Raw genomic sequence first — 17,533 nt, 5'->3', positions numbered from 1 at the left:
TATAAGTTATTTCATATTCATTTTGAATTCAAGGAATAATTCATTGTAATGACCTAGCATTTCTAGGCCCAGGTTTCTATATACTTCAAGATGACTACGTGTTTCTTCGTCGGGATAGAAGCGCTCGTCCTCGGTTACTTCAGAATCCATAAGGTCGAGGGCGGCTAAATTAGGTGTGGAATAGCCTACATAATCCGCGTTTTGTGCCGCGACATCGGGTTTAAGCATGAAGTTAATGAACGCATGCGCACCTTCTATATTTGTCGCCGTACGCGGAATAACCATATTATCGAACCAAAGATTGGATCCTTCTTCAGGCACAATATAATCGATGTCTTCGTTTTCGTACATCATATCCGCGGCTTGGCCCGACCAAGTAAGGGAAATAGCTGCTTCCCCGTTTATCATTAATTGTGTTACTTCATCTCCAATGACCGCTTTTACATTTGGACTAAGTGTTTTTAACTTATCTGTCGCTTCACGCAACTCGCTAAGATCTGTGGAGTTCAATGAATATCCTAACGAATTCAAGCTCATGCCGATTGTTTCACGTGCACTGTCGACAAGCACAATTTGTTGGGCAAGTGTCGGGTCCCATAGATGATCCCAACTTTCAAATGTCTGTCCATTCAATAACGTAGGATTGAATGCAATACCAAGCGTCCCCCAAAAGTAAGGGAGTGAATATTTATTATCGCGATCAAAAGGCAAGTCAAGGAAATAAGGGTCGATATGTTGAACGTTCGGGATTTGAGTATAATCCAAAGGAAGCAACAGATTTGCCTCCTTCATCATTTCAATCATATATTCCGAAGGCATTGAAATATCATAAGATGTGCCACCTTGTTCAATTTTCCCCATCATGCCTTCGTTTGAATCGAATGTTTCGTACGTGACTTTGATACCTGTTTCTTTTTCAAACCGCTTAAGTAGGTCGGGGTCAATGTATTCCCCCCAGTTGTACACAGTAATTGAATCTTTACTGCCACGTCCACTACCTTCATTTAACTTGGCGTTGACGAACAATAGGATGGCGGAGACAACGAGAATTACTAAAGCACCACGTAAAATACCTTTCACTTTTTCACCCCCGAAAGCGGCGTTTTTGTTTTGCGACTAATCGCATAATAACCAAGAACGAGTGCAATTGTTATGAAGAAAATAAGCCCGGATAACGCATTGATCGTCAACGTAATACCAGCACGTGCCATGGAGTAAATCTCAACAGATAATGTAGAGAACCCATTTCCAGTGACGAAAAATGTAACGGCAAAGTCATCTAAAGAATACGTCAAGGCAAGAAAGAAACCTGCTAAAATCCCTGGTTTAATAAAAGGGATGATGACTCGTGTCAAAACGTCTCGTTTGGAAGCCCCAAGGTCGAGCGCCGCATCGATTAATGTCGGGCTCATTTCTTGCAGTTTAGGCAATATCATAATAACGACAATCGGTATACTAAATGCAATATGCGAAATAAGTACTGAAGCAAACCCGAGTTTGACACCAATTAATGTGAAAAGGATAAGGAAGGACGCTCCAATAATGACATCTGGACTCACTATTAAAATATTATTGAGCGACAATATGGCACTTCGCATCGCTTTGTTGCGCATGAAAACAATTGCCAATGCGCCGAGTACGCCAATCGCTGTTGAAACGAGCGCTGACAACAAAGCAATAACAATTGTGTTAATTAAAATAACAATCAGTCGCGTATCTTCAAAAACTGCCGCGTAATGTTCAAACGTGAATGATTCGAAATTCGACATGCCACCACCTGAATTAAACGAATAAAAAATCAAATAGAAGATTGGTAAATACAAAATAATGAAAACGACGGTCAAATAGAGTTTAGGTAATTTATTTAGTTTTTCCATTGATCATCGTCCCCCTATCGTTATTCGTCGTAAATACCATAATGATAAACATGAATAAAATAAGGAATACAGCAATTGTCGAACCCATTCCCCAGTTTTGTGTGACTAAAAATTGTTGTTCAATAGCGGTCCCGAGTGTAATTACTTTGTTTCCAGCAATTAGCCTAGTAATCATAAACAGTGAAAGGGCAGGGATGAAAACAACTTGAATTCCAGATTTCACCCCATTTAAAGTTAAAGGCCAAACGACACGTCTAAAAGTTATCCATGAGTTCGCGCCAAGATCGCGTGATGCATCGATTAAGGTAGGATTCAATTTATCAAGCGCGTTAAAAATAGGTAATATCATAAATGGTATGAAAATATAAACAGAGACGAACACAAAACTAAAATCAGTAAAAAGAATTTGTTGTTTGCCAATTCCCATCGTCTCTAAAAATGCGTTCACTGGACCATAAAGGCCAAACAGCCCGATAAAGGCATATGTTTTTAAAAGCAGATTGATCCAAGATGGAATGATAATAAGCAACAGCCACAGTTGCTTATGTTTGGTCTTTGTCAAAAAGTAAGCGGTAGGATATGCAAAAAGCAAAGCGAATAGCGTAATTAAAAATGCATACCAAAATGAACTAATCGTCAGTTTTAAATAGACGGATGAAAAAAAGTTTTTATAGTTATCAAAGGTGAAGTTGCCCGCCAAGTCAAAAAAAGAATAGTAAAAGATAAGTGCGATTGGTGCAATGACAAAAAGAAAAATCCAAGCAATATAAGGAACAGTATACAGTGGACGGAGTGGTTTATTGTTCATTGTCGGCTACCTCATAGGCCTCAAGTCTGGCATCGAAGTCTTCCTCTGTCTCATTCAAACGCATGACGTGAATATCCTCTGGGGTGAAATTTAGACCGACAGTTACACCGACCTCCGCTTTTTTTGTAGAATGAACAAGCCATTCGTTTCCGTCCGCATCATAAGTGGACAGCTCATAATGTACGCCACGGAATAATTGTGTATCTACTTTCACATTTAGTTTTCCATTGTTGATTGTTGTGAGTTCCAGATCTTCTGGACGAATGACAATATCTACTTTTTCATTTGGATTTAATCCTGAGTCCACACACTCAAATCGTTTCCCCGTAAATTGAACGAGATTATCTTCAACCATAGTGCCTGGAATAATATTGGATTCGCCAATAAAATCCGCAACGAAGCGGTTAATGGGTTCATCATAAATGTCATTCGGAGTACCTGATTGTATGATTTCACCTGTACTCATAACGAATATTTCATCGGACATGGCAAGTGCTTCTTCTTGGTCATGGGTGACGAAGACGAATGTTTTTCCAAGGCGTTGTTGTAATTCCCGCAGCTCGTATTGCATTTCGGTCCGCAATTTCAAATCGAGAGCAGAAAGAGGTTCATCGAGTAAAATAACTTCCGGATCATTGACAATAGCCCGTGCAATGGCAACGCGTTGCCTCTGACCGCCAGACATTTCTTCAATTTCACGTGATTCATAACCTTCTAGATTGACGAATTTTAAGGCTTCGGCAACTCGGCGTTTGACTTCGTTTTGTTTAACTTTTTTTATGCGTAAGCCGAATGCTACATTTTCAAAAACGTTTAAATGGGGAAATAGTGCATAATCTTGAAAAACGGTGTTTATTTGTCGCTCGTTCGCTGGAATATTATTAATCTTTTTCCCGTTGAAGAAAATTTCTCCCCCCGTCGGTTCCATAAAACCGGCGATTAAGCGCAGGATGGTTGTTTTGCCGCAACCAGATGGTCCAAGTAATGTGTAAAACTTTCCACGTTCCATTTCGAAAGAAACATCCTTCAGTACGGTTGTATTATTGGCATATGTTTTTTTTACATTTTCAAAACGGATAATCGGTATAGTTGTCATATTAGCAACTCCTTTTCTATGCACTTGCGTTTTTGATTATAAATAGGACTCTGTTGCGACAAGCAGTATTTCACTTGTTCCATTATTTGCGTTCGCTATCGAGTGATGTTCAGATGCGGCATAATAGACGGCATCACCTTTTTTGGCGATGTGAAGTGTACTGCCGATTTCAAGTGCTACTTTTCCCTGTAGAACATATATGAACGTTTCAGCAAGGGAAGGTTCAAATTTTTTGAACTCACCTTTTTCGTTGAAAGTGATATGAACAGGTTCCATTTCATTTTCGTTTGACTGGGGGACAAGCCACCGGATACTGTATTTCAAATTTGTATCTGTATGAAGTGTCTGGTCGTCGTCGGTGTAGACAACTTTCATATTTTTTTTCGGTTCGTCGAAAAATTCTTTTGGCGTCGTTCCAAGCACTTCCAATAAAGCGAACAATGTTTCAATCGATGGGGAATTCAAATTACGTTCCAACTGTGAGATATGTCCTTTTGTCAAATCAGTTCGTTCTCCGAGCTCTTCTTGTGTAAGACCTTTTTTTAAACGAAGGCTTTTAATTTTACTTCCAATTTCCATAATGCTTCTCCTCGCAATATTAGCTTAGGTTTATTGATACTATACTTGAAGTTTACTGAAAACCCTTTTATATTATACGAAATTGTAATTTAAAAAATCAAGAGGTATTTTAAAAAATAAAAATAAATTAATTTTATGTGTCTTCAAAAATAAAAATGATCTTTTGGCAAGGGAATTTGTTGCGGTTTATGGTACAATATAGCGAATAAAGGGGGGACTAAACGTGGGGAAAAAGAAGTATTTTTATATGGATCCAAACGAGCGTAAATGGACGATGAAAGATTTTGGTTTCGATTGGGGTCTACCTGACGAACCGTTACTAAAAAGAAAAGAAATTGAAGGAACTTTCCTTATGAAAAACGGGAAAATTCTTAAGTTACATGAACTGAGTACTCACTGTGAAGAATGTCTAGATCCGTTAGGTTATAACGACGAACACGATAGTCTTTTTTGCCCTGCATGCGATGAATGGCGTCAAGACCTTTGTCAAGATCCCAATTGCGAAGACTGTCTTGGTCGTCCTGCCAAACCTTCTAATTGCAATTAACATGACATGAAGTTGCCACATATTAGAATTGGGCGTTAGATGGACAAGGCGCTCTATTTGAATTGGACCGGTTTTTTTGATATTCTGAATAAGGATTGTGCGGGATAGGAAAATACCTGGCACAAAAGAAGCTTTGGAGGGATTTTTAAATGAATAATCGTATGGTAGGTAAACAGGCACCAGACTTTACAATGGATGCTGTTATGGCAGATAAATCTTTCGGTAAAGTAAGCCTTGAAGAAAACATGAAAAATGACATGTGGACAGTATTGTTCTTCTATCCAATGGACTTCACATTTGTATGTCCAACGGAAATTACAGCAATGTCTGACCGTTATGATGAGTTCGAAGATCTAGATACGAATATTATCGGTGTTTCAACTGATACGATCCACACGCACCTTGCTTGGATCAATACAGATCGTAAAGATAATGGTCTTGAGCAGTTAAAATATCCATTAGCAGCAGATACAAACCATTCAATTTCACGCGATTACGGCGTATTGATTGAAGAAGAAGGGATTGCATTGCGCGGTCTATTCATCATCAACCCTGAAGGTGAACTTCAATACCAAACAATATTCCACAATAACATCGGACGCGATGTTGACGAAACACTACGTGTTCTACAAGCTCTTCAAACTGGTGGCCTTTGCCCAGCAAACTGGAGACCAGGTCAGAAAACACTATAATTCAACTTCATTGTGTGATTACTAATAGATAATACGAATCCCCATGCATAAACTGGCACTGGGGATTTTTTAAAAATTGGGAGGGTAATATTATGAAATTACGTGAACAAATGCCTGAATTAGATGGGGCGACAGCATGGTTAAATGGACAAAAAACAAAAGAGGAACTTGTAGGCGAAAAGCCGACACTAATCCATTTTTGGTCTGTTAGTTGTCACTTATGTAAAGAATCGATGCCTGATGTGAATGCATTCCGCGATCAATATAAAGAAGATTTGAATGTTATTGCGGTTCATATGCCACGTTCGGAAGATGATTTGGATATGGATTTGATTGAGTCGATTGCGAAAGAGCACGATATTGCACAGCCGATTTTTGTCGACAGTGAAATGAAGTTAACTGATGCATTTGATAACCAACATGTACCCGCATACTACGTTTTTGATAAAGACGGTCAACTTCGCCATTTCCAAGCGGGGGGCAGTGGAATGAAAATGCTTGAAAAACGAGTAAATCGTGTTCTTGGTGAAATGAAAAAAGATTGATTTGTTGTCTAGACACGCATTATTAGCGTGTTTAGACTTTTTTAATTGGGGTTTTTAGCAGTCTATTGTGATGCACTTCTGGATATGATAGACTAGTCGCATTTATGATGGGGACAGGGGCGATGTATATATGAAAAAAGAATTTGTTGTAATTGGACTTGGCCGATTCGGGGGAAGCATCGTAAAAGAACTGATTGAACTGAATGCGGATGTGATGGCTATTGATAAGTCGTCTGAGAAAGTGGATGATTATGCAGGGATTGCAACTCAAGCCGTTACCGCAGATACGACAGATGAGTCTGTTTTAAGATCCCTTGGCATTCGCAACTTTGAGCATGTCATCGTTGCTATTGGAGAGAATATCCAAGCAAGTATTTTAACGACGCTTATGTTAAAAGAAATTGGAGTTAAAAAAATTACGGTAAAAGCACAAAATGATTATCACGAAAAAGTTCTACGCAAAATTGGTGCTGACCAAGTTGTCCACCCCGAACGTGATATGGGGATTCGAATAGCGAATAATATGGTTTCCAATAACATACTGGATTACTTGGAACTATCTGAAGAGTATTCAATAGCGGAAATAATAGCGAATGAAAAACTTGTTGGTTTTACGCTCGTCGAGTTAGATGTACGAGCAAGATATGGTATTAATATTGTTGCTATAAAACGTGATAAACATATTCTTGTATCTCCACAAGCAATTGAAAAAATTGAATTTGAAGATATATTAATTGTTATCGGATCTGACGCCGATATTCAGAGATTTGAAAAGAAAGAGTTGCACTAAGAAAAAGAGTGAACTTACGCTTTTCATCTTGGTACTGTTATTGTCTCCCACAGAAGTGTTGCTCTTCCTATGTGCTGGAGCCCGATTATGAAAAAGATCCCGCAATGCATATGCATTGCGGGATCTTTTTCGTTAAACTTCCATAATAACTGGAAGGACCATAGGTTTTCTTTTCGTTTTGTCATATAAATAAGGGCCAAGTACATCAATAATTTCGGATTTTAGTGCCGGAATATTTGATGGGGTGTTCGCCAGTTTGGTTTGTAATTGTCTTGATAACATGCGCTGTGCATCATGAATCATGACGCCGGATTCGCGCATATAAACAAATCCACGAGAAATGATATCGGGACCGGATACGATACGGTTTTTCTTCATATCAACCGTTGCTACAACAATAACTAGACCATCTTCTGACAAAATTCTACGATCGCGTAAGACTACGTTACCAATATCGCCAATGCCACTTCCATCGATATAGACATCTCCTGAAGGGACTCGTCCAGCACGACGCGCACTGTCTGCGGTTAAAGCAAGTACATCACCATTGCCCATGATAAATGTATTTTCTTGCAGAACATCACAGTCGACCGCAAGTTCTGTATGCATTTTCATCATGCGATATTCGCCGTGTATCGGCATAAAGTATTTTGGTTTCATGAGTCGAATCATTAATTTTTGTTCTTCCTGAGAACCGTGTCCAGATGTATGGATATTATTAAGTGATCCGTGTAATACTTCTGCTCCCGCTCGAAACAAGGAGTTGATTGTTTTGTTTATACCGAGCGTATTTCCTGGAATTGGAGAAGATGAGAAGATTACTGTGTCGCCGGGTTGTATTTGGACTTGTCGATGTGTACCATTTGCGATGCGCGACAAAGCGGCCATCGGTTCACCTTGGCTCCCCGTACAAAGAATCATGACTTCGTTTGCGGGCAACTTATTTAATGATTGAGTATCGACAAATAATTCTTTAGGCGCATTAATATAGCCAAGTTCACGTCCAATTGTAATTGCGTTGTCCATGCTTCGTCCAAAAACAGCAATTTTACGACCGTATTCTTGCGCAGCTTCAATGACTTGTTGAAGCCTGTGAATATTTGATGCGAAAGTTGCAAAAATAATGCGACCATCGACTTTACGATAAATCTCATTCAAACTTTCTCCGACTTTACGTTCGGACATTGTGAAATTTGGAATTTCAGCATTTGTACTATCCGATAGTAGACAAAGGACACCGTCGCCGCCGATTTTGGCCATCTTAGTTAAGTTAGCCGGTTCACCAACAGGCGTGAAGTCAAACTTGAAGTCTCCAGTATGGACGATATTTCCGGAAGGTGTTTTTACAACAACACCAAAGGCATCTGGAATACTATGTGTAGTTCTGAAAAACGAAACCGATGTTTTCCTGAATTTGATAATGTCGTCTTCGTCGATTGCAATCATTGTTGTCGTCCGCAATAAACCATGTTCTTCAAGTTTGTTGCGAAGTAGACCAAGTGCAAGTTTCCCACCATAAACAGGTACATTAATTTTGCGTAGCAAATAAGGAATCCCACCGATATGATCTTCATGACCATGGGTGATGAAAATTCCTTTGATTTTATCTACATTTCGTTCGAGAAACGTATAATCGGGAATGACGTAGTCAATACCGAGTAATGCATCATCTGGAAATTTAATGCCGGCGTCAATAACAATAATTTCGTCTTGGAATTGAACGGCATATGTGTTTTTGCCGATTTCACCTAGTCCGCCTAGAGCGAAAACAGCTGTTTCATTATTTTTAATAGAGTTCATAACTTACACCTGCTCAAGCTGAAAAGACGGTGAAGCCTGCTCATATTCAAGATGTTTACCTTCAAGAGGTTGAATATATTCGATATTAAATTCCTTGCCTTTTAGCAGCTCGCGCACAGACTTTTCTGAGTCGGCCTCGATGTACATGCTAATTGTATTTTCGCGGACGGGTACTTGAGTCATGTTTTTTTGGTAATAGATTTTGTAAATCATCGTTTGCTCTCCTTTTTTAACGTTCAATTAAAGTCATTAGTCTTTATATTAGCATGACACATCATGAAAATAAAGAAAAGCCCACCAATAGGTAAAGGTGAGCTAATTTGTTAGGCAATTGTTTTTTTTCCGAGTATGCCATTGAGCCGTTTCAGCAGTTTGCGTTTTAGGCGTTTATACATGGCAAATCACTCCTTGAGGTCATTATACCATTGGCAGAAACTTCTGTCAAGAGTAGACTACTCGCGTTCAAGTGGAGTTGAGTTCGGTATCTCTTTAAACGGATCATTCATATCTATATGATCATAAAACATAACGCCATTTAGGTGGTCTAGTTCGTGTTGAAAAGCAATAGAAGCAACGCCTTTAAGTCTTTTTTTGAATTCATTGCCTTCAAGGTCGAACGCTTTAATCGTTATTCGTGTGTAGCGGGGGACGTAACCTTGGACGTTTCTATCAACTGAAAGACATCCTTCCCCAGCGGTAAGATAGGTTCGTTCAACAGAGTGGCTAACTATTTTTGGATTGATAGCTATAAAACTTATCGGATTTCCTTCCGATTCAGTAATGTGAAGTGCAAAAATCCTTTTTGAACTATTTATTTGGGGGGCTGCGATACCGATACCGGCCCGTAGTTTATATTTTTCGACGAAATCGGGGTCATGACTATTTTTTAAATACTGCAGTAAATCTTCAGCAATTTTTCGGTCATCTGTCGATAATGGGAACTTCACTTCTTTAGCTTTTTTCCGAAGGGATGGGTGTCCTTCACGCACTATATCTTTCATTAAAATCATTGGAAATCTTCCTTTCAGTATGAATTATAAACATCATATCTAACAGTATAATCGAATGGAGAAAACCTTGAAAGGGATTAAGTGCAAGGTTGAATTAATAACTTGAAACGGATATAGTTTATTTAGGAATCGGAGGTTGATTTTTTGAAAAATTATATTATGGGATTCGTTATTATATGCGCATTGGTCTTGTCTGGATGTAGTTTCGGAAAATCCGTTGAAAAACAACTTTCGGATACGCTATCGAAAATGTACAACGCGGAAGAAGTATATCGGGACAGACAAGCGGGATTAAGTGAACTTGAAAAATCCGAACAGGAACTATTTATAAGCGCAATGGAATTGACGCAAGAAGAAACGAAAGAACTTAAAGAAAAAGTGTCGAAGTTAGAAGAAATGCTTAATGAGCGGTTATCTGAAGTTAAAGAAGAAGAAGCCTCGATGAAAAAAGCGAAAGAGCTTACGAAATCTTTGGACGAAGCGATTAGTAAAGTGGACGATATACACAAAAAAGAAGTCGAAGCACTAAAAAATGCAGTGGCGAATCGATATGAGCTACACGCAACCTTCATTGCCGAGTATAAAAAATTGGCGAGCATTCAAACCGACCTTTACGAAATGTTAACTAATGAAGAAACAAATATGCCGGAACTAACAAGTAAAGTTGACGAAGTGAACACGCAGAACGAAATCGTACAATCAGCCGTTCACATATTCAATGAATCGACAGAAACGGTCAATCGTTTAAAAGAAGATATGTTTACAAGTTTTAAAAAAGATAAGTAAGATGTCCTAGAACTAGTGGAGTGTATAAACTCGCTAGTTCTTTTTTATTTGCAGTGCGATAAGTTATGATTCTATTATAATACAGTTGTATATATGTACTAATACAGACGTCGGATTACTGCCTATTCAGATACCTTTCGTGGTTAAATATTCAAGCGGTTACTATGTTTGACCATTAAGTTTTCATCCGATATACTAATGAGTGAATAGGTTGTATCAATCCATACGTACTTGATTCATAATACAGTTGATAAAGGAGAGTTGCCGAAATGGCTGCAAAAAACGCTAAGCAGTTCGATCCGGTGAAAACGCTTCACGAGATTGAAGAGAAGTTTGAAATGTTCCAAATTCTGAACGAAGAAGGCGAAATCGTCAATAAAGATGCGGATCCTAAAATGTCCGATGAGGATTTAGTTGAGTTAATGTCGAGAATGGTCTATACACGTATTTTAGATCAACGTTCGATTTCATTGAACCGTCAAGGTCGTCTAGGTTTCTATGCACCGACAGCGGGGCAAGAAGCGTCACAAATCGCATCGCATTATGCACTTGAAAAAGAGGACTTTATCCTTCCGGGATATCGTGATGTGCCACAAATGATTTGGCATGGCTTCCCTCTAACAAAAGCATTCTTATGGTCACGTGGTCACTTCGAAGGTGGCGCAATTCCAGAAGGTGTCAATGTATTCCCACCACAAATTATTATTGGGGCACAATATGTTCAAGCGGCTGGAATTGCGCTTGGCTTCCAAAAACGTGGTACGAAAGCAGTTGCTATGACATATACAGGTGACGGCGGAACATCGCAAGGAGATTTCTACGAAGGTATTAACTTCGCGGGAGCTTATCGTTCACCAGCAATATTCATCATCCAGAACAACCAATATGCAATTTCGACTCCACGCAGTGTACAAACTGCTGGTAAGACACTTGCACAAAAAGGAATCGCTGCAGGAATTCCGAGCATCCTTGTTGATGGAATGGATCCACTTGCTGTGTACAAAGTCACAAAAGAAGCACGTGAACGGGCTATTAACGGAGAAGGTCCGACACTTATTGAGACATACTGCTATCGTTACGGACCGCATACAATGGCTGGGGACGACCCGACTCGCTACCGTACATCAGAAACGGACAGCAAATGGGAAAAACGAGATCCGCTTATTCGATTCCGTAAATACTTAGACGCAAAAGGTCTTTGGAACGAAGAAAAAGAAGAAGAAGTTATTGAACGCGCCAAAGAAGATATAAAAGAAGCGATTAAAGAAGCGGATGCAGCACCAAAACAAAAAGTAAGTGATTTTATGAATATTATGTACAAAGGTGAAATGCCGTTTAATCTGCAAGAACAACTTGATATTTACACTGAAAAGGAGTCGAAGTAATCAATGGCACAAATGACGATGATTCAAGCCATAAATGATGCTCTTAGTACAGAGTTGAAAAATGATGAAAACGTCCTCGTCTTCGGTGAAGACGTAGGAAATAACGGTGGAGTTTTCCGTGCAACTGAAGGTCTACAAAAAGAATTTGGTGAAGACCGTGTATTTGATACACCTCTTGGAGAGTCAGGTATCGGTGGACTTGCAGTTGGACTTTCACTAACGGGATTCCGTTCTGTAATGGAAATACAGTTTTTTGGTTTCGTTTTTGAAGTAATGGACTCAGTGAGTGGACAGCTTGCACGCATGAGTTTCCGTAGTGCGGGTCGCTTCAATGCGCCTGTTACGATTCGTTCACCATTTGGCGGCGGTGTAGCAACGCCGGAAATGCACGCAGATAGCCTTGAAGGACTTGTGGCAGCTCAACCTGGATTGACGGTAGTCATTCCTTCAACGCCGTACGATGCAAAAGGCCTTCTTATCTCTGCAATCCGTGATGAAAATCCGGTTATTTTCCTTGAGCATATGAAGCTTTATCGTTCATTCAGACAAGAAGTTCCGGAAGAAGATTATACAATTCCACTTGGTAAAGCAGATGTGAAACGTGAAGGAACAGATCTTTCAATTATCACATACGGCGCAATGGTTCATGAAAGTCTGAAAGCGGCAGAAGAACTCGAAAAAGAAGGGTTCTCACTGGAAGTTATCGATTTAAGAACAATTCAGCCGATGGATATCGAAACAATTATTGCATCTGTTGAAAAAACAAACCGTGCAATTGTTGTTCAAGAAGCACAAAAACAAGCAGGAATTGCAGCAAACATTGTTGCTGAAATTACGGAACGTGCAATTTTAAGTCTTGAAGCACCAGTACTTCGTGTAACAGCACCGGATACGATCTACCCGTATGCGCAAGGTGAAAATGCATGGCTTCCAGATGCGAAAGATATTATAGAGACAGCTAAAAAAGTATTGACGTTTTAATTTATAATATTTACCGTCAAAATAGAAAGGATGAATCGCGTGGCATTTGAATTCCGTTTACCAGATATCGGAGAAGGAATCCATGAAGGTGAAATTGTAAAATGGTTCGTACAAGTAGGCGATAAGATTAATGAAGACGATACGCTTATTGAGATCCAAAACGATAAATCCGTAGTGGAAATCCCATCACCGGTCACAGGTACTGTTAAAGAAGTTCTCGTTTCTGAAGGTACAGTTGCAGTCGTTGGAGATGTGTTAATCACTTTCGACGCACCTGGTTATGAAAGTGAAAAGATTGAAACAGAACAAGAAGTTGTAAAAGAAGAACCAAAAGAAGTAGAAGTTGTGAAACAAGACGAAAAAGAAGCGGCTCCTCAAGCAAAAGCTGGAACAGACGTCGATTCGAATCGTAGAATTATCGCAATGCCTTCTGTTCGTAAATTTGCGCGTGACAACGATGTAGCGATTGGCCAAGTTTCAGGAACGGGCAAAAATGGTCGTATCGTGAAAGAAGATGTCGAATCATTTATGAACGGCGGCCAAACAGAGGTAGAAGTGGTAGCAGTGGAAACTGATTCAACGGAACAAACTGAAACTACTTCGAAGAAAACGGCTTCTGCAGCACCGATTACACATGAAGGTGAATTCCCGGAAACACGAGAAAAAATGACGGGTATTCGTAAAGTAATCGCGAAAGCAATGGTTAATTCTAAACATACGGCTCCGCATGTAACGTTGCTTGATGAAGTAGATGTTACGGAACTAGTTGCACACCGTAAAAAGTTCAAGGAAATTGCGGCAGAAAGAGATATCAAACTTACTTATTTACCGTATGTAGTGAAGGCGCTTGTAAGCACATTACGTAACTTCCCAGTGCTGAATACTTCGCTTGACGATGAAACAAATGAAGTTATTCAAAAGCATTACTACAACATTGGAATTGCAGCGGATACAGACCGCGGACTAGTTGTACCGGTTGTGAAACATGCAGACCGTAAATCAATCTTTGCGATTTCTCAAGAAATTAGTAGCTTGGCAGTAAAAGCAAGAGATAATAAATTATCGTTGGCTGAAATGAGCAATGCAACATGCTCGATTACGAATATTGGATCTGCAGGTGGCCAATGGTTTACACCGATTATTAATCACCCTGAAGTAGCAATTTTAGGGATTGGTCGTATTTCAGAAAAACCAGTTATAAAAAATGGTGAAATTGTAGCTGCACCTATGTTAGCATTATCATTAGTGTTCGATCACCGGATGGTCGATGGCGCAACAGCACAACATGCCCTAAATCACTTGAAAAACTTACTAAGCAATCCGGAACTTTTATTAATGGAGGCGTGAGAAAATGGTAGTAGGAGATTTCCCGATTGAAGTAGATACACTCGTTGTTGGTTCAGGTCCAGGAGGATATGTTGCGGCAATTCGTGCGGCGCAACTTGGACAAAAAGTAACAATCGTAGAAAAAGGTGAACTTGGCGGCGTATGCTTGAACGTTGGGTGTATTCCTTCAAAAGCACTCATTTCTGTTGGACATCGTTATGCAAATACACTGGATTCCGATTCAATGGGAATTACAGCGACTGAAGTAAAACTTGATTTCTCAAAAGCTCAAGCGTTCAAAAATGGTGTTGTAAGCAAGTTGACTGGCGGAGTTGCAGGACTTCTTAAAGGCAATAAAGTCGACACTGTTAAAGGGGAAGCTTATTTCGTTGACAGCAACACAGTTCGTGTAATCAACGAAGACTCTGCACAAACTTACAAATTCAAAAATGCAATTCTTGCAACAGGTGCACGTCCTGTAGAAATTCCAGGATTTAAATATTCGGGCCGTGTCATTGATTCTACGGGTGCGTTGAATCTTACAGAACTACCAGGCAAACTTGTAGTTATTGGTGGCGGTTATATCGGTACAGAGCTTGGTTCAGCTTATGCTAACCTTGGTTCAGAAGTAACGATCATTGAAGGAACGAACGATATCCTTGCAGGCTTTGAAAAGCAAATGACACAAATTGTTAAAAAAGGCTTGAAGAAAAAAGGTGTAGAAATCGTTCTAAAAGCATCTGCAAAAGGCGTCGAAGAGACGGAAACAGGTGTTACAGTTACATATGAAGTTGGCGGAGAAGAGAAAAAAGTCGAAGCTGATTACGTTCTTGTTACTGTAGGCCGTCGTCCAAATACGGACGAAATTGGTCTTGAAGAAATGGGTCTTAAATTTGCAGACCGTGGAATTATCGAAGTCGACAAACAATGTCGTACGAACATTCCAAACGTCTATGCAATCGGTGATATCGTACCGGGACCGCAACTAGCACACAAAGCTTCTTATGAGGCAAAAATTGCCGCAGAAGCGATTTCTGGTCAAAAATCAGAAGTCGATTACTTGGCAATTCCAGCTGTTTGTTTCACAGATCCTGAACTTGCGACTGTTGGTTTAAACGAGCAACAAGCAAAAGAAGAAGGCTATGAAGTAACAGCAGGGAAATTCCCATTTGGAGCTAACGGACGCGCACTTGCACTTGATGCATCAGACGGTTTCGTGAAGCTTGTTGCTCGCAAAGAAGATGGACTTCTTCTAGGTGCACAAATCGTTGGTGAAAGTGCTTCAGACATGATTTCTGAACTAGGTCTTGCGATCGAAGCAGGAATGACTGTTGAAGATATTGCGATGACAATTCACGCACACCCGACATTGGCAGAAATTTCAATGGAAGCTGCAGAAGTTGTTATGGGTCAACCAATTCACATGATCGTAAAATAAAAGTAATTCATAATCGCCTACGAAGCTTTAGTAATAGCTGCGTAGGCGATTTTTGTTTAAACAAATATGATTTTAAGGCTGTTGCTGCTGGAATTGCGTTACTTTTAACTGACGATCCGTGTAAAAAAGTGAAAATCGAGTAAAAGGGCTGACATTCCGCGCGATAGAGTGAAGATTAATCGGAAAAGAGTGGACAATCGGGGCGATAGAGTGGACATCCAGAAAAAGAGCTGACATTCTGTGCAATAGAGTGGAGATTAATCCAAAAAGAGTGGACATCCATATTAATCCAAAGGAGTTGATAACTACGCTTACGTCTGATTGTTCTTTCCTTCATTTTTCTCTTCAAAAAGATCCCATAAGTAATACGCTATTGAAATGAAAATAGAAAAGGTTAGAAACATAAAAAATGTGTTCAAATTAAAATATTGGTTATTTACGTGAATACCAAAAGCTGAAGTGATGCTTTCCACGTAATGGATATCTACACTGCCATTCTTTTTGATTAATTCATTTTTTACGAACTCCCGGTAGTTAAGTAATGCGTTACACTAGTAGATAAAGGAAATTATTAAATGAGTTAAAATGACTAATAAACTTATTACAGAAACTCGAACTTGAACTGAATGCACACGCAATACTCGAACCCACAAAAGGACCATAAAAATGAAAATTGGAACTAGTACCGCACCAATTAATAGAGCAGGATTCCCGTTGCCGGATGAAGTAGTTGGATTTACAGTCATTCGATTGACGATTTGAAATATTACTAAGGAGATTAAAGTTAGTATTAAAAGTGAAATTTTAGCAACTCTCATATAGAAGTAACCCTCTCCTTTAGTTTGTGGAATAAACTAACTATACGGAAGGTGTTTCGAAAAGCAATACTAATTGTTGAAATGAAAGTTAACTAATTTAGAGATAAGTACTGGCTAAAGTGGGAGTAGTTGGTACCTTTCGGTGAACCTGTAATTGAAGCGGATGGCATACCATGTTACTATAAATGCATTGAAAGGGGGGAAGTAGACGGTGAAACTGAAATTATTATACATAATCATACTATTGAGTCTTCTGTTGGCGGCATGTTCGAATGATACTTCATCCCCGAAGAATGTAGATGAAAGTCAAGAAACACCAAACGCCGAAAGCGGTAAAGAAGTAAACTTCGAAGATGAAACAATCGTAGAAGAAATTGAAGAACTAATAATCCCGCTCTATGAATTAAATGCGATTTGGGATTTACAACCGATTTCAGACGCGAATCCAAAAGCCGTTCTCTTAACGATTGACGATGCGCCGGACAAGCGAGCGCTTGATATGGCGAAGACATTAAAAAAATTGGATGCTCCAGCTATTTTCTTTGTCAATGGTCATTTTATTGATACGGACGAAGAGAAGGCGATTTTAAAAGAAATCTATGATATGGGGTTCACGATAGGCAATCATACGAAAACGCATGCGAATTTGAAACAGTTGGACGAAGAGCAACAAAAGGAAGAGATTTCTTTTGTTAGTAACACGGTTGAAGAAGTAACGGGCGAGCGTCCAAAGTTTTTCCGTGCACCATTCGGTGTCAATACAGATTTTAGTAAAGCATTGGTCGAAGAGGACGGTATGCTTCTTATGAACTGGTCATACGGATATGACTGGGAAAAACAATATATGGATGCAGCGGCTTTGACAAGTATTATGGTGAACACGGAATTACTCCGCAATGGATCGAATTTACTTATGCATGACCGCGAGTGGACGGCGGATGCGTTAAAAGACATTGTTGAAGGGTTGCGTGCCAAAGGGTATGAAATGATTGACCCGGCAACGATAAAAGGGATCGAGCAATAAATAGAAAAAGGGTTTTTTGGAACGACTGAGA

General features: G+C 39.5%; 18 protein-coding genes. 10 read left to right on the top strand and 8 right to left on the bottom strand.

Going from position 1 to position 17,533, the window contains the following annotated elements; translation table 11 throughout:
• Window positions 1–6: 6 nt before the first annotated feature.
• From KSU66_RS10625 to KSU66_RS10605, 5 genes are read right to left on the bottom strand one after another with little or no spacing between them, the layout of a single operon-like run.
• The gene (locus KSU66_RS10625) at window positions 7–1,080 is read right to left on the bottom strand and encodes an ABC transporter substrate-binding protein (RefSeq protein ID WP_269051424.1); all 1,074 of its coding nucleotides are present in this window, start codon (window positions 1,078–1,080) and stop codon (window positions 7–9) included.
• On the bottom strand, window positions 1,077–1,877 hold the full coding sequence (locus KSU66_RS10620) for an ABC transporter permease (protein WP_269051423.1): 801 nt from the start codon (window positions 1,875–1,877) through the stop codon (window positions 1,077–1,079). The genes KSU66_RS10625 and KSU66_RS10620 overlap by 4 nt, the downstream gene beginning before the upstream one ends.
• Window positions 1,861–2,685, bottom strand: coding sequence for an ABC transporter permease (locus KSU66_RS10615; protein WP_269051422.1), 825 nt, complete (start codon window positions 2,683–2,685; stop codon window positions 1,861–1,863). The genes KSU66_RS10620 and KSU66_RS10615 overlap by 17 nt, the downstream gene beginning before the upstream one ends.
• On the bottom strand, window positions 2,675–3,781 hold the full coding sequence (locus tag KSU66_RS10610) for an ABC transporter ATP-binding protein (RefSeq protein ID WP_269051421.1): 1,107 nt from the start codon (window positions 3,779–3,781) through the stop codon (window positions 2,675–2,677). Before KSU66_RS10610 ends, KSU66_RS10615 begins: the two co-directional genes overlap by 11 nt.
• Window positions 3,782–3,817: 36 nt before the next feature.
• Window positions 3,818–4,360, bottom strand: coding sequence for a helix-turn-helix domain-containing protein (locus tag KSU66_RS10605; protein ID WP_269051420.1), 543 nt, complete (start codon window positions 4,358–4,360; stop codon window positions 3,818–3,820).
• A gap of 223 nt (window positions 4,361–4,583) precedes the next feature.
• Here KSU66_RS10605 and KSU66_RS10600 point away from each other — a divergent pair, with 223 nt between their 5' ends.
• From KSU66_RS10600 to KSU66_RS10585, 4 genes are all read left to right on the top strand, one after another.
• Window positions 4,584–4,907, top strand: coding sequence for a hypothetical protein (locus KSU66_RS10600; protein ID WP_269051419.1), 324 nt, complete (start codon window positions 4,584–4,586; stop codon window positions 4,905–4,907).
• Between the two features lie 149 nt (window positions 4,908–5,056).
• On the top strand, window positions 5,057–5,599 hold the full coding sequence (locus KSU66_RS10595; protein WP_269051418.1) for a peroxiredoxin: 543 nt from the start codon (window positions 5,057–5,059) through the stop codon (window positions 5,597–5,599).
• A gap of 92 nt (window positions 5,600–5,691) precedes the next feature.
• Window positions 5,692–6,144 carry a TlpA family protein disulfide reductase gene (locus tag KSU66_RS10590; protein WP_269051417.1) on the top strand — a complete coding sequence of 151 codons (453 nt, stop codon included), beginning with the start codon at window positions 5,692–5,694 and terminating at the stop codon, window positions 6,142–6,144.
• Window positions 6,145–6,274: 130 nt separating this feature from the next.
• A complete protein-coding gene (locus KSU66_RS10585; RefSeq protein ID WP_269051416.1) occupies window positions 6,275–6,934 on the top strand; it encodes a potassium channel family protein in 660 nt (219 codons plus the stop codon).
• Window positions 6,935–7,066: 132 nt separating this feature from the next.
• Here the strand turns inward: KSU66_RS10585 and rnjA are convergent, their stop codons facing one another.
• From rnjA to def, 3 genes are all read right to left on the bottom strand, one after another.
• Window positions 7,067–8,734: a ribonuclease J1 gene (rnjA, locus tag KSU66_RS10580; protein ID WP_269051415.1), complete on the bottom strand. Its 1,668-nt coding sequence runs from the start codon at window positions 8,732–8,734 to the stop codon at window positions 7,067–7,069.
• A gap of 3 nt (window positions 8,735–8,737) precedes the next feature.
• On the bottom strand, window positions 8,738–8,947 hold the full coding sequence (locus KSU66_RS10575) for a DNA-dependent RNA polymerase subunit epsilon (protein WP_269051414.1): 210 nt from the start codon (window positions 8,945–8,947) through the stop codon (window positions 8,738–8,740).
• Window positions 8,948–9,186: 239 nt separating this feature from the next.
• The gene (gene def, locus KSU66_RS10570; protein ID WP_269051413.1) at window positions 9,187–9,744 is read right to left on the bottom strand and encodes a peptide deformylase; all 558 of its coding nucleotides are present in this window, start codon (window positions 9,742–9,744) and stop codon (window positions 9,187–9,189) included.
• A 144-nt stretch (window positions 9,745–9,888) separates the two neighbouring features.
• Between def and KSU66_RS10565 the strand changes: the two genes are divergently transcribed.
• From KSU66_RS10565 to KSU66_RS10540, 6 genes are all read left to right on the top strand, one after another.
• Complete coding sequence (locus KSU66_RS10565) at window positions 9,889–10,530, top strand: YkyA family protein (protein ID WP_269051412.1); 642 nt, start codon at window positions 9,889–9,891, stop codon at window positions 10,528–10,530.
• A 269-nt stretch (window positions 10,531–10,799) separates the two neighbouring features.
• Window positions 10,800–11,915 carry a pyruvate dehydrogenase (acetyl-transferring) E1 component subunit alpha gene (gene pdhA, locus KSU66_RS10560; RefSeq protein ID WP_269051411.1) on the top strand — a complete coding sequence of 372 codons (1,116 nt, stop codon included), beginning with the start codon at window positions 10,800–10,802 and terminating at the stop codon, window positions 11,913–11,915.
• Window positions 11,916–11,918: 3 nt separating this feature from the next.
• The gene (locus KSU66_RS10555) at window positions 11,919–12,896 is read left to right on the top strand and encodes an alpha-ketoacid dehydrogenase subunit beta (RefSeq protein WP_269051410.1); all 978 of its coding nucleotides are present in this window, start codon (window positions 11,919–11,921) and stop codon (window positions 12,894–12,896) included.
• Between the two features lie 39 nt (window positions 12,897–12,935).
• Window positions 12,936–14,243 carry a dihydrolipoamide acetyltransferase family protein gene (locus KSU66_RS10550; RefSeq protein ID WP_269051409.1) on the top strand — a complete coding sequence of 436 codons (1,308 nt, stop codon included), beginning with the start codon at window positions 12,936–12,938 and terminating at the stop codon, window positions 14,241–14,243.
• Between the two features lie 4 nt (window positions 14,244–14,247).
• Entirely contained in the window at window positions 14,248–15,660 is a 1,413-nt protein-coding gene (gene lpdA / locus KSU66_RS10545; RefSeq protein WP_269051408.1) for a dihydrolipoyl dehydrogenase, read from the top strand.
• Window positions 15,661–16,689: 1,029 nt separating this feature from the next.
• Complete coding sequence (locus KSU66_RS10540) at window positions 16,690–17,502, top strand: polysaccharide deacetylase family protein (protein WP_269051407.1); 813 nt, start codon at window positions 16,690–16,692, stop codon at window positions 17,500–17,502.
• The last annotated feature ends 31 nt before the right edge of the window (window positions 17,503–17,533 follow it).

This window comes from Sporosarcina sp. G11-34, from assembly GCF_026931025.1.
The sequence above is the reverse complement of the archived record's forward strand: the minus strand, read 5'-3'. Positions and strand labels throughout refer to the sequence as shown.